This is a genomic window from Bradyrhizobium sp. CIR18 (assembly GCF_014198295.1).
Classification (GTDB): domain Bacteria; phylum Pseudomonadota; class Alphaproteobacteria; order Rhizobiales; family Xanthobacteraceae; genus Bradyrhizobium.
Genome location: NZ_JACIHF010000001.1, coordinates 428,231 through 440,389, shown reverse-complemented (window position 1 = coordinate 440,389; position 12,159 = coordinate 428,231). Strand labels below are relative to the sequence as shown.

Genomic DNA, 12,159 nt, shown 5'->3' with positions numbered 1-12,159 from the left:
AGGCGGCTCCACGCAGATGGCGTGAGCCGCCCCGCACACCCCCACCTAGCTCCGCATGAAGCCTTCGCACTCGCCCTCGGCCCAGGCGAGGGCCTGATCCATGGTCTCGCCGCGTGCAAAACGCAGCGCCATCTTGGTCAGCGTCGCCTGGAAATAGATCTGCTGCGCGATCTTGGGCGGTGCCGGGGACGCCGCGATCGACAGCGTCTGATGCTTGTAGGGGTCGGGATAGTGGAAGAGCGTTCCCTTCGGCGGCCCTTCCTCTTCCCATGTCTTGAGCTTGGTCATGTTGGCGTAGGCCGGCAGGTCGTAGCCGCCGCTCACCGCGACGAACTTCTCGATCGACGATGGCGAGGACATGTGAACGAGCAGGCTCTTGGCCGCCTCCTTGTTCTTGCCAAAACTCCAGACACCCCAGAAATAGGGTAGGTACGGTGCAAACCGGCCCTTCGGACCGGACGGGAATCCGTGCGTCCAGCACTGCTCGGCAACCTGCGGCGCATCGCGCTTGGCGACGGCCCAGGCGCTCGGCGGATTGAGGATCATCGCGCCGCGGCCGGAGATCAGCCATTTGTTGTTGGAGGCGTCGTCCCAGGACGGCGCATCCGGCGGCAGGAAGGCGATCAGCTTCTTGTAGAACTCCATGGCCTGGCGAACCTGATCGGTCTTCACCGTGATGTCGCCCTTGGCGTTGACGAGCTCGGCGCCGAACGACTGGAAGATCGCGCCGGCGGTGTCCACGCTGTCGGTGGTCTCGCCGAGACCGATGCCGAACGGAACGCCGGCCTTGTGGCAAGCCTCGGCTGCCTTCAGGAAGGTCTCCATGGTCCAGTTCTCGACCTTGGGCGGGCCGCCGACCGGGTACATCTCCTGCACGTCGATGCCGGCATGCTTCTTCATCAGGTCGATGCGGGAGCAGGGACCCTTGATCTGGCTGCCGGGTGTCGCGGGCACTGCGAGCCATTTGCCGCCCGACTGCCCGAGATATTTGACCGTGCCGTTCACCTCACCGTTCTGCTTGAGAAGCGGCTCCATGACGTCGTTGAGCGGCTCGAGATTCTCGGCATAGGCCTGCGGCCACCAGCTCGGCATCTGCAGGATGTCATGACCAGACTTCGCCTGGGCTTCGGCCGCAGCGGTCAGCTCGATCTTCTTGTTGTTACTGGTGATGTAGTCGATGGAGACTTCGACCTTCTCCTTCGCGGCCCATTCGTTGACGAGGTCGGTCGAGGCCTTGTTGGCGCCCGGCACCCAATGGTCCCAGAAACCGATCGAGAGTTTGCCGGCGGCGTAAGCGCCCCGGACATAGGGCGCCGTGATCAGCGCCGCGGAGGACATTGCAGTGGCAGCCACAAATTGACGTCGCGTCAGTGTCTTGCGTGACATCTCGTTTCCTCGCCTGGGTGTTTGTTGTTGGAGTTTCCTCTAAGACTTCTTTTCCGAGTTCTTGTTGTTGGATTTTCTTATTGATGCCGTCGGCCCAGGTGAACAATTCACGCAGGCCGCAGCAAATTGGTAGCGCGATCAGATCATGATTGACCGCGTCTGTCGAGAAAGCCGAACGGCTCGCGCCTAGAACTAACGTTGCGTCCTCGAACGCGGCAGCGCCGTGCCGGTGGTGAGCTGCGATCGCTTGTTTTGCGACGCACACGTCGCGAGAGCCGGCCTGGAACGATCCGTGCGCAATTACGCCGCAGTTTCGAATAAGCCTGCATAACCGCTTCGCGCGAAAGACTTTTCGGGCGTGGACAGCGTTCGGCCGCGTCTGGACCGCGAAGCGGCGGAAACGATAGAGTTGCAGCTGGCGGGTGACTCCGCCCCAACACGCCAGTCAGATCGACGATGGAGACGAGAATGATCAACCCGGCGCCGTCTGCGCGGCTTCACATGCGGCGATGGTTCGCACTGGGGGCCGTGCTTACGCTGCTGCTCGGTGCGGCCGCAGTGGCCCAAGCTCAAGGCCTGGTCAAAGGCGTTCAGGACGGCGCGGCGGCTGGAAACAAGGCGGCAGGTCCGGTCGGTGGCGTGCTCGGCGGTGCAATCGGCGGCGTGGTCGGCGTTTTCACCGGCGTGCTCGGCGTCGGCAACAACAATGGCAATCAGGCCCCGGCCGCCAGGGATGCTGGCAAGGACGCCAAGCAACAGGGCGCGGCGAAGGACAAGGATGCCAAGGACAAGGATGCGAAGGGCGCCAAAGCAGGCAAGGGCGCCAAGGCGAGCAAGGAGGCCAAGAACGCACCGCAGGGCAAGGATAATAAGGATGTCACCGTCCTCACCCAGACTGGCGCGCCGCAGCAGACCGCCGAGCAGATCGTCGCCAACAGCGATTCCTATATCGAGCGGATCAAGACTCAGCTGAATCTTACGGCTGATCAGGAGAAGCACTGGTACGGCTTCTCGAGCGCAATGCACTACCTTGGGCATAATGGTGCAGAGCGGCTCAACTTGCGGGTTGCGCGCGCCAAGCGGGATCCGCCCGACGACATTATCGAGCAGATGCGAAACGAGGCGCAGTTCCTGATCGACCGCGCCGCCGACCAGCGCAATGTCGCCGACGCCGCCGAGCCGCTCTTTTCGAGCCTCGATGACAAGCAGAAGCAGGTCTTCATTCAGGAGATGGTGCGGCTGAGCCACGAGCGCGGATTGGATTGATCAAGTTGAATCGGATCGGGCGCGTCTGAATTAACGGAGCCGGCCACGAATTCGTGAATCCTCTCCAAAGTTGAGGTATGATTATCTTCGCAAGCTGACTGCGGGGTTGATATGGCGGACGGACTCTCCGTTTTCCTGGTCGAAGACGAGGCGTTGATCCGGATGATGATCGCCGACATGGTGACGGAACTCGGCCACCACGTCGTTGCGGAAGCGGACAATGTCCGGGACGCCAGCGCGTTCGCCATGACCGCGCAATACGATATGGCCATCCTCGACATCAACCTGATGGGCCTTTACGTCGATCCCGTCGCCGACCTGATCGAACGTCGCGGAAAGCCGTTCATGTTCGCCACGGGGTACGGTCCGGAATTGCTGCCGTCCTTGCTCAGACGCAGGCCGATCCTGCGCAAGCCGATCGCTATGGATCAGCTCAAGGCGATGATCGATTCCATGTTTCCGGGAGCCCCGGCCAAAGCGCCGCACTGAATGAAGGCGAAGGCGCCGACACTGGTGACGGCGAAGACGCCGCACTGAGATAGCCCAACGAAAATGGCCGCCCGTCAGGGGCGGCCATTTGGCGGCAGGATTTGTCGTGGTCTCAGATCAGGCCGGCACCGAGGTCGATGCCGTACGCCATCAGGCCGAACGAGGCGACCAGGCCCGTGCAGCAGAACAGCAAGATGGTCTTGAAGGACGAATCGGCGAAACGCGTTTCGACGACGGCCGGCATCGCGGCGATCGAAATCATGCTCATGTCATTGCCCCCTTGTTGACCCTGAATTGCATCAGGTGAGGGAACCCTAGGGCAAAAAGTTTGACGTCAGATTGGGGGACATCCTTAACGGAGTCCCAATCGGATTCCGCAACTCTCCGGCGCTGCGGGCCGGATTGCAAGTCTCAGTTGCGGCCGTTCTTCAGCACCCTGGCAATGGTGTGGGCCGTCATGGCCGCGCGGTCGGAAGCGCGCTGGGCGGCCAGCCGGTCTCGGGCCTTTTCCTCGATCAGAAGGTCGATCAGCGCCAGCCGCTTGTCTTCGTCATCCGCCTCGCTCAGCAGGCGATGATAGCGGTGGTAGTCGAAACCAAAATCCTGCTTACGCATGTCACGCCCCCGCAACTACGCCACACACAAACACACGGCAGGATTGTTTCTCATCCGGAACACGCAGGCAAGCACGTTCATGTATGGAACCGCGCGTGCGCGGCAATCAGCTGTGCATTAATGGAACAGTGACCAGGAAGGACGACCGAACTTCAGTTTGGATTTGAGTCGGCGAACATCTTCAGGCCGACGAAGCTCGCGTCTGGCTTCGTCACGAGCTTGGTCGGGATGTTGCGCAGATATTCCTGGAAGCGCCCCTTGGCTTCGAAGCGCGCCCGGAACGCAGAGGCGAGAAGGAACTCGGGGAAACGCGGCACGATTCCGCCGGCGACATAGACACCGCCGCGGGCACCGAACGTCACCGCAAGATTGCCGGCGACCGAGCCAAGGATGGCGCAAAACATCTCCAGCGTTGCGCGGCTGACGGGACAGGTGCCTTCCATCGCGGCCTTGGTGATGGCGGCAGCATCGCGATGCGGCACCTGGGCGCCGTCAACCTCAGCCAAGGCCTCGTAGAGGTTTTGCAGCCCGGAACCCGAGAGCGCGCCGCGCTCGATGGAGACGTGGCCAAGGCGTCCGCGCAAGCACGCAATCACACGTTCCTCGCGCTCGTTCTCCGCCGGCAGGGTCGCATGTCCTGCTTCGGTGACGACGGCGAGGCGCGCGCCGTGGCGTTCGACCAGACAGGAGACGCCAAAGCCGGTTCCGGGGCCAACCACCAGCAACGGCTCTCCGGCCAGGCCGTTTTGTCCGCCGAGCGGGATCAGATCCGCAGGCTGCAAGGCGGGCAGGGACCAGGCCACCACCTCGAAATCGTTGAGCACATGGACGCTGTCGAAGCCGAGAGCCGGCTGCAGCTCGTTGCCGTCGATGACCCAGGGACTGTTGGTCATGACGCAGCGGTTGTTGGTGACGGGGCCTGCCACGGCCAGCACGGCTCTTTGCGGCGGCTCGCCGCCGGACCGGCGCGCCAGCACGTCCGCGATGGCTTCGCGGACGGTCGGGAAGTCGGCGACCTTCACATAATCGATCGGTCCGGTCTGGTCGCCGCTGCCGAGGTCGCCGCGGCCCAATTCGCTCCGGCTCAGCGCGAAGCGCGCATTGGTGCCGCCGATATCGGCGAGAAGTATCTGTCCTGTCTTGCCGATATTCATGACTTCGTGGCCGCCGCCGCCTTGCGGCACGACAACCCTGTCCTCCAGTCCTTCGACCCGATCCGCGCAGTCACGGACAGTGCGAGAATCCGCCCTTGGGTGCGCCTAGTCAACACGGACGAGGCCAAACCGTTGCATCATGGCGGCCGTCTGGCGACCAATTCGCACGGCGCGGGCGGTTGCGAAGCTGCGCGGGAAGGCCGACACTCAGGGGACTTGTCCGGTGCCGGCGCGCCGGGCACATCGAATGAGACCGGCGATGAAGATTTCCGACCGCGACGTACTGCTGGCGATCGACGTGCAGAACGATTTCTGCACCGGCGGGGCGCTTGCCGTTCCCGGCGGCGAAAAGGTCGTCCCTGCCATCAACCGAATCGCCCAAAGATTCGCCAATGTGGTGCTGACCCAGGACTGGCATCCGCGCGACCACGTCTCGTTCGCGCCGAACCATGCGGGCAAGCAGCCGTTCCAGACCATCGAGCTCGACTACGGCACTCAGGTGCTCTGGCCGGCGCACTGCGTGCAGGGTACCTCGGGGGCGGAGTTCCATCGCGATCTCGACGTCGTCAGGGCGAGCCTCGTGGTGCGCAAGGGCTTTCGCCGTGGCATCGATTCCTATTCGGCGCTGTTCGAGAACGACAAGCGAACGCCGACGGGCCTGCTTGGATATTTGCGCGAACGCGAGCTGAAGACCGTGTTCGTCGCCGGCCTCGCGCTTGATTTCTGTGTCCGCTTCTCGGCGGAGGATGCCCGCAAGGCAGGGTTCGAGGTCGCCGTCATCGAGGACGCCTGCCGTGGCATCGATCTCGACGGCTCGGTCGCTGCGGCCCATCGGAGTTTTCGCGACCTCGGCATCTCCATCGTGAGCCTCGAGGCGTTCCTGTGACGGTCGTGAGATGGCCATGGTGAAGCAGACCGGCAAACAGAGCGGCGCACAGGGGCCTGCCCCAGACGACCCGCTGCTGTGGCCGTTTGCAGCGGCGCGCCTCGCCATGGACAGCTGCTTCTGGTGGCTGGAGCGCGGTCCGGCGGAGCAGGGCGACAGCACTCTGCCCTGGACGACGCCGAGCACCGTCGCGCTCGAGCTCGCGACCATGCGCCTGCGCGATTGCTCGCAGACGCGGTCCGGCCAGCCGGCGCTGGTCTGCGCGCCCTATGCGCTGCATCGGGCCCTGATCGCCGATTTCGCACCCGGCCACAGTGTGGTGCAGTCGCTGCAAACCGGCGGCATCGACCGTGTCTATCTCACCGACTGGCGGTCGGCGACGCCGGATATGCGCTATCTCTCGATCGACAGCTATCTCGGCGATCTCAACGTCGCCATCGACGAGATCGGCGCGCCGGTCGATCTGGTCGGCTTGTGCCAGGGCGGCTGGCTGTCGCTGCTTTATGCGTCGCGCTTTCCGGCCAAGGTGCGGCGGCTGGTGCTGGTCGGCGCTCCCGTGGATCTGTCGATCGAGTCCTCGTTGTGCCGGCTCACCCGCAACGCGCCCGAGATGGTCTACGACCAGCTCGTCGTACGCGGCGGCGGCAATGTCCGCGGCGAGGAGATGCTGCGCTTCTGGTCCAAGGCGCCGAACCGCGATGATATCGTAACGGCGTTGCAGAGAGACCTGTCGGACGCGGAGGGCGCGGCGCTGCTCGCGCGGTTCGACCGCTGGAACGCCGAGACGCTCGATCTGCCGGGCAAATATTATCTGGAGATCGTCAACCGGATTTTCCGGGAGAACCAGATCGCTAGCAGCAGTTTCGTCGCTCTTGGTCGCACGGTCGATCCGAGGGACGTCAAGGCGCCGGTCTTCCTGCTGGCCGGGCTCGACGACGAGGTCGTGCCGGCTGCGCAGGCGCTCGCCACTGCGGGCCTCCTCGGCACGGCGCCGGCCTTCATTGCGGCGGCTTCCGAGCCGAGCAATCACCTCGGCCTGTTCATGGGTGCGCGCACCCACGCGCATGCCTGGCCACGGATCGCCGCCTGGCTGCGCGACGATCTGTCCGGCGTGCTGGCCCGCAGCGCCTGAGCTCGCAAAGGTACCGGGCAGACCAAGGCGCTTGGCAGACGTCGCCGGGCAGACCGCGGCGCAAATCCGTTATGCATGACCGCGGATGGCCTGCACGGGACCGGGTCGATGGGCTACATAGGGACTGGAGCTGACGGCTGCGGCAGCGAAGAGATTAAGGGTACTGCGCTCGATGACTTTCCACTCGATCTACGCCCACGGATTTGCGCGCGTGGCGGCCTGTGTCACCACGTCCTATGTCGCCGATCCCTCGGCCAACGCCAAGGCCGTGCTGGCGGCGGCCAATGCCTGCCATGAGCAGTCGGTGGCGGTCGCGGTGTTTCCCGAGCTGTGCCTGTCCGGCTATGCGATCGAAGACCTCGTCAAGCAGGATCCGCTGCTCGATGCGGTCGAGCGCGGCCTCGTAGGCATCGTCGAGGGCTCGGCGGGGCTGATGACGGTCCTGATCGTCGGAGCGCCGCTACGCTTTGGTCATCGCATCTACAATTGTGCCGTCGTTATTCACCGCGGCAACATCCTCGGCGTGGTGCCGAAGACGTACCTGCCGACCTACCGCGAATTCTACGAAGGGCGGCATTTCGCCTCCGGCGCCGGCATGGCCGGAGAGACGGTCGCGTTCGGCGGGCTGCATGCGCCGTTCGGCGTTGACCTCTTGTTTGCGGCCGAGGACGTTCCGGGCCTCACCATCGGAGTCGAGATCTGCGAGGACATGTGGATCCCGGTGACGCCGGCCTCGGAGCTCGCACTTGCCGGCGCGAGCGTGCTGATCAATCTCTCGGGGAGCCCGATCACGATCGGCCGGGCGCGCTCGCGCGCGCTGCTGTGCCAATCGACATCGGCGCGCTGCCTCGCGGCGTACGTCTATTCGGCCGCTGGGGCCGGGGAATCGACCACGGATCTTTCCTGGGACGGCCAGACCTCGATCTATGAGAACGGCGTGCTGCTGGCCGAGGGCGAGCGGTTCCGCCAGGGCGGCCAGATCACGCTGGCCGACGTCGATCTCGATTTGCTCAGGCAGGAACGTGCCGCGATGGGGACGTTCGACGACAACCGCCGGCAGCGCGAGGCGTTTTTCCGCAAGGTGACATTCGCGCTGAAGCCGCCGGCCGCCGATATCGGCTTCCTGCGCAAGGTCGAGCGCTTTCCGTTCGTGCCGAGCGACGAAAGCCTGCTCGAGCAGGATTGCTACGAGGCCTACAACATCCAGGTCGCCGGCCTCGTGCAGCGCATGCGCGCGACCGGCACCAAGCGCGTCGTGATCGGCGTGTCGGGCGGGCTTGATTCCACCCATGCACTGATCGTCGCCGCCAAGGCGGTCGACCTGCTCGGTCTGCCGCGCGAAAACATCCTGGCCTACACTATGCCCGGTTTTGCCACCGGCAGTGAAAGCAAGACCCATGCATTGGCGCTGATGCAGGCGTTGCAGACGAGTTGGCAGGAGCTCGACATCCGCACCACGGCGACGCAGATGCTGAAGGACATCGGCCATCCCTTCGGCAACGGCGAGAAGGTCTACGATGTCACCTTCGAGAACGTGCAAGCGGGCCTGCGCACGGATTACCTGTTCCGGCTCGCCAACCATCACGGCGGCATCGTCATCGGAACCGGCGATCTCTCCGAGCTCGCGCTCGGCTGGTGCACCTATGGTGTCGGCGACCAGATGGCACATTACAACGTCAATGCCGGCGTGCCGAAGACGCTGATCCAGCACCTGATCCGCTGGGTGATCTCATCGAAGCAGTTCAGCGACGACGTCAACCGGACGCTTGGCTCGATCCTGGTCGCCGAGATCTCGCCCGAGCTGGTGCCGGTCGAGCCCGGCGAGAAGCCGCAGAGCACCGAAGCATCCGTCGGCCCTTACGAGCTGCAGGATTTCAACCTGTTCTACACGCTGCGGTTCGGCATGCGTCCGTCCAAGATCGCCTTCATGGCGCAGCACGCGTGGAAGGATGTCGCCAAGGGCGAATGGCCTCCGGCGTTCCCGCGCGACCGGCGCAAGGCCTATGATCTCAAGGACATCCGCCGCTGGCTCGAGGTGTTCCTGCGCCGCTTCTTCGCCTTCAGCCAATTCAAGCGCTCGGCGATGCCGAACGGCCCGAAGGTCTCGGCGGGCGGCTCGTTGTCGCCCCGCGGCGACTGGCGCGCGCCGTCGGATTCGAGCGCGGCGGCATGGCTCGAGGATCTCGAGCGGAACGTGCCGAGCTGATCGGGACGGCGGATCGTTGGGGAGATGATCTGATGTCGGCAGGGGATGGAGCGGAAGCGGAGGAGGCCAGGGTCGTCAACGGCCTCTATATCTTCGACATCGAGATGCGCGACGGCAAGCGCGGGCAGGCGAGGGGTGTCGTCGTGCTGTGCGACGGACGCATCATGGGCGGCGACAGCTATTTCTACTACACCGGCACCTACACCTTCCGGAACGGCAAGTGGCGAGGCGATATGATCGTTAATCAGCACACCGAAGCGGTCGGCAGGACGCTTGCGTTCGGAGGCAGGGAGGTCACCTGCGGCTTCTCGGGCGACTACTCCGCCGGCGGCGCCGAGGTCGAAGGCATGGCGCTGGTCGGCAAGACCACCGTGACATTCACGGCCCGCCTCACATTGAAGGACGCGATGTAAGTCCGCGTGATCGGCCCTCGTTCCTGCTCAGGAACCTTCGCACCCACAGAACGTTCGCGTCTGTTGTTGCGAATTGTCGAGGAGAGGGACCATGCGTCAACACTTGATGTTATCGACTGCGGCCGTCGGGCTCATGCTCGCGTCCGGCATTGCCTACGCCCAGGCGCCCGGTGAGCGCAGAGACGAGCCAAAACGGACCGAGGAACCGGCGAAAGGCGCCGCGCCCCAGCGCGGTGGCGCAGCTCAAGAACGGGTTCAAGATCGCGCCCAGGGCGCACAAGAGAAAATGCAGGGAGCCGGCCGTGAGGAGAAGGGCGGCGGCCGCCATGCAGACGACGAGAAGGGACGACCGGGCACCGCCGCCGAACGCGGCCAGCCCAATGCGAAGGAGCAGGCACAGGAGTCCCGCGAGCCATCGCGAGATCGCAACCGTGAAGCCGACACGGCGAAACAAGGTCGCGAGACCGGCAAGAGCAGCGCCGAGACGAAGCAGGACAAGTCCGCGCCGCAGAAATCAACCGCCGAGACAGAGAAATCCAAGACAGGTCCCGCTGGCCAGCAGAACGAGCGCACGGGAGCTGCGGCCAACCAGAAAGAGCAGAGCCAGCCTCCGCGCAATGCGGCCGAGCAGCAGCCGGCGCAACAGAACAACCGGCCGGCCACCGCGACGGACACGAACCGCGCGGCTCCGACCAACAATGCGCAAACCGCGCCTTCCGGCACGCAGACCAATCAAGCCAATCAGACCACCCAGACCAACACACAGGTTGGTCAGCAGACCAGCGTGACCACCGAGAAGCAGGTGCGGATGTCCGAAACGGTGAGCCGTGCGCGGTTGGCGCAGCCGGAGCGCAACCTGAACATCTCGATCCGGATCGGCGAGACGATCCCGCCGCGCGTGCGTCTCTACCGGCTGCCGCCCGAGATCGTCACGATCGAGCCCCAATATCGGGACTACGAGTATTTCGCGACCGATGACGACGTCGTCATCGTGGAGCCGCGGACGCATCGCATCGTCAGCCAGGTGCCGCGCGATCCGTCGCGAGCCCGCGCGCAGATGGGCGGCGCGGCCTCGTCGAACATGGCAGCCGCCGGAGGCGCGACGAGCAACAGCGTGAACTGTCAGGTCATGCGGCGTGATGCGTCGGGCAATGTCGCCCAGGCAGAGCCGTCAACCGTCGGCTCGACCGCGCGCGCGGATTCGCTGAGCGTGACGGTTCAGATGCCGGATGGCAGCTCGTCCGCACCGGTCGCCCTTGGGGCGGCCGCCGGCAATATCGTGGTCGCGACGCAAGGGCAGGGCGACTGCACGGTGACGATCGAGCCGCAGACGCGCTGATCGAAAGACGAGGCTGAAACGACAACGCGCCGCCCGGTTGCCCCAACCGGACGGCGCGTTGCTGCGTTCAATCTGAAAGTTTCGAGGTCCGGAGTGCCTAGGAGTCCGGACCTCGTCACCTTGCCCCAGCCTTCAATCCCCCGCCCCATGTGGTCCCCCAACCCCATGTAGCGCGATCAGAGGGTGATGCCCGTGGAAGTGGCCGCCGATCGATGCACGCGATGTACGTGACATCGCGATAGGATTCCATTCCGGATCACTACGGGCATAGATACCGCTTGCCATGTGCCCGTTCTGCACCGGTGGTCTGATCGCAGATGCATGATCCGCAGCAACGCGATCGGCAGGATGTCCACATCTCCTCGGCGCCGCTGAGCCTCGATTTCACGGGCCTGTCATTGAACTGGTCTAGCGCTGCTCCCGTCATCGCTGACGGCGAAGGAGCAAGCCATGTCGAAGCCGGTGCTGGGCGCCGCATTGTCCATCAAATCGATCCCCGCGCATCGCGACTGGCTTCTCGACCGGCAGCGCGATCTCGAAATCCAGGATTTCTTCCGCGCCGATCTCCTCGACAGCGATTGGCGCAGCACCGCCGGCGAGATCAAGCAGATGCTGGCGGGCCATACCGGCCGGCTCGGCATCCACGGCCCGTTCTGGGGCTTCAAGATCGACAGCCACGATCCCATGATCCGCCAGGCCGTGACCAAGCGCCTGCTCCAGGGCCTCGATGCCGCCGAGTTCCTCGGCGCGACGCAGATGGTGATCCATTCGCCGTTCACGACCTGGGATCACAACAATCTCGATCTCTATCCTGACAATCGCGGCAATCTGGTCGAACGCGTCAAGGCGACGCTCGCCGAGGTGATCGCGCGCGCCGAGACCATCGGCTGCGAGGTCGTCATCGAGAACATCGAGGACAAGGATCCGCGCGACCGCGTCCGTCTCGCCAGGGCGCTCGAAAGTGCCAAGGTCCGCGTCTCGCTCGACACCGGGCATGCCAACTACGCCCACATCTCCACCGGTGCGCCGCCGGTCGACTATTACGTCGAGACCGCCGGCGACATGCTGACCCATGTGCATCTGCAGGACACCGACGGCTTTGCCGACCGGCACTGGGCGCCGGGCGAAGGCAACATCTCCTGGGTCGCCGTGTTCCGCGCGCTGGGACGGCTGACTTCCAATCCGCGGCTGATCCTCGAACTCCGCAACCACGACGACGTCCGCGCCGGCGCAGCCCATCTCGCCGCGCTCGGTCTTGCCGAATAACCGCATC

The 12,159-nt window shown here is 64.5% G+C and carries 12 protein-coding genes; 8 read left to right on the top strand and 4 right to left on the bottom strand.

Annotated elements, in window-relative coordinates; translation table 11 throughout:
* Positions 1–45: 45 nt before the first annotated feature.
* Positions 46–1,386, bottom strand: a complete 1,341-nt coding sequence (locus GGD65_RS02170; protein WP_018318008.1) for an ABC transporter substrate-binding protein — start codon at positions 1,384–1,386, stop codon at positions 46–48.
* A 468-nt stretch (positions 1,387–1,854) separates the two neighbouring features.
* On the opposite strand from GGD65_RS02170, the gene GGD65_RS02165 reads away from it, so the two are divergent.
* Positions 1,855–2,652 carry a Spy/CpxP family protein refolding chaperone gene (locus GGD65_RS02165; protein ID WP_183234301.1) on the top strand — a complete coding sequence of 266 codons (798 nt, stop codon included), beginning with the start codon at positions 1,855–1,857 and terminating at the stop codon, positions 2,650–2,652.
* A gap of 111 nt (positions 2,653–2,763) precedes the next feature.
* Complete coding sequence (locus tag GGD65_RS02160) at positions 2,764–3,141, top strand: response regulator (RefSeq protein ID WP_018318010.1); 378 nt, start codon at positions 2,764–2,766, stop codon at positions 3,139–3,141.
* A gap of 112 nt (positions 3,142–3,253) precedes the next feature.
* Here GGD65_RS02160 and GGD65_RS02155 read toward each other — a convergent pair whose 3' ends face one another.
* From GGD65_RS02155 to glk, 3 genes are all read right to left on the bottom strand, one after another.
* Positions 3,254–3,409, bottom strand: a complete 156-nt coding sequence (locus GGD65_RS02155) for a hypothetical protein (RefSeq protein ID WP_018318011.1) — start codon at positions 3,407–3,409, stop codon at positions 3,254–3,256.
* Positions 3,410–3,552: 143 nt separating this feature from the next.
* Entirely contained in the window at positions 3,553–3,756 is a 204-nt protein-coding gene (locus GGD65_RS02150) for a hypothetical protein (protein WP_018318012.1), read from the bottom strand.
* Between the two features lie 152 nt (positions 3,757–3,908).
* Complete coding sequence (gene glk / locus GGD65_RS02145; RefSeq protein WP_183234920.1) at positions 3,909–4,910, bottom strand: glucokinase; 1,002 nt, start codon at positions 4,908–4,910, stop codon at positions 3,909–3,911.
* A gap of 247 nt (positions 4,911–5,157) precedes the next feature.
* Here glk and pncA point away from each other — a divergent pair, with 247 nt between their 5' ends.
* From pncA to GGD65_RS02115, 6 genes are all read left to right on the top strand, one after another.
* Positions 5,158–5,796 carry a bifunctional nicotinamidase/pyrazinamidase gene (gene pncA, locus GGD65_RS02140; RefSeq protein ID WP_183234300.1) on the top strand — a complete coding sequence of 213 codons (639 nt, stop codon included), beginning with the start codon at positions 5,158–5,160 and terminating at the stop codon, positions 5,794–5,796.
* 16 nt (positions 5,797–5,812) lie between these two features.
* Positions 5,813–6,928, top strand: coding sequence for an alpha/beta fold hydrolase (locus tag GGD65_RS02135; protein ID WP_183234299.1), 1,116 nt, complete (start codon positions 5,813–5,815; stop codon positions 6,926–6,928).
* Between the two features lie 172 nt (positions 6,929–7,100).
* Positions 7,101–9,134 (top strand): NAD(+) synthase, encoded by a 2,034-nt coding sequence (locus GGD65_RS02130; RefSeq protein WP_183234298.1) that lies wholly within the window; start codon positions 7,101–7,103, stop codon positions 9,132–9,134.
* A gap of 32 nt (positions 9,135–9,166) precedes the next feature.
* Positions 9,167–9,547 (top strand): GrlR family regulatory protein, encoded by a 381-nt coding sequence (locus GGD65_RS02125; protein WP_244550681.1) that lies wholly within the window; start codon positions 9,167–9,169, stop codon positions 9,545–9,547.
* A 133-nt stretch (positions 9,548–9,680) separates the two neighbouring features.
* Complete coding sequence (locus GGD65_RS02120) at positions 9,681–10,886, top strand: DUF1236 domain-containing protein (RefSeq protein WP_246783181.1); 1,206 nt, start codon at positions 9,681–9,683, stop codon at positions 10,884–10,886.
* Between the two features lie 450 nt (positions 10,887–11,336).
* Complete coding sequence (locus GGD65_RS02115) at positions 11,337–12,152, top strand: sugar phosphate isomerase/epimerase (protein WP_183234296.1); 816 nt, start codon at positions 11,337–11,339, stop codon at positions 12,150–12,152.
* The last annotated feature ends 7 nt before the right edge of the window (positions 12,153–12,159 follow it).

What these genes read in the sequence shown, in the direction of transcription:
- GGD65_RS02170 (WP_018318008.1), bottom strand. Translation starts at nt 1,386, where the DNA reads ATGTCACGCAAGACACTGACGCGACGTCAATTTGTGGCTGCCACTGCA.
- GGD65_RS02165 (WP_183234301.1), top strand. Translation starts at nt 1,855, where the DNA reads ATGATCAACCCGGCGCCGTCTGCGCGGCTTCACATGCGGCGATGGTTC.
- GGD65_RS02160 (WP_018318010.1), top strand. Translation starts at nt 2,764, where the DNA reads ATGGCGGACGGACTCTCCGTTTTCCTGGTCGAAGACGAGGCGTTGATC.
- GGD65_RS02155 (WP_018318011.1), bottom strand. Translation starts at nt 3,409, where the DNA reads ATGAGCATGATTTCGATCGCCGCGATGCCGGCCGTCGTCGAAACGCGT.
- GGD65_RS02150 (WP_018318012.1), bottom strand. Translation starts at nt 3,756, where the DNA reads ATGCGTAAGCAGGATTTTGGTTTCGACTACCACCGCTATCATCGCCTG.
- glk (WP_183234920.1), bottom strand. Translation starts at nt 4,910, where the DNA reads ATGAATATCGGCAAGACAGGACAGATACTTCTCGCCGATATCGGCGGC.
- pncA (WP_183234300.1), top strand. Translation starts at nt 5,158, where the DNA reads ATGAGACCGGCGATGAAGATTTCCGACCGCGACGTACTGCTGGCGATC.
- GGD65_RS02135 (WP_183234299.1), top strand. Translation starts at nt 5,813, where the DNA reads ATGGTGAAGCAGACCGGCAAACAGAGCGGCGCACAGGGGCCTGCCCCA.
- GGD65_RS02130 (WP_183234298.1), top strand. Translation starts at nt 7,101, where the DNA reads ATGACTTTCCACTCGATCTACGCCCACGGATTTGCGCGCGTGGCGGCC.
- GGD65_RS02125 (WP_244550681.1), top strand. Translation starts at nt 9,167, where the DNA reads ATGTCGGCAGGGGATGGAGCGGAAGCGGAGGAGGCCAGGGTCGTCAAC.
- GGD65_RS02120 (WP_246783181.1), top strand. Translation starts at nt 9,681, where the DNA reads ATGCTCGCGTCCGGCATTGCCTACGCCCAGGCGCCCGGTGAGCGCAGA.
- GGD65_RS02115 (WP_183234296.1), top strand. Translation starts at nt 11,337, where the DNA reads ATGTCGAAGCCGGTGCTGGGCGCCGCATTGTCCATCAAATCGATCCCC.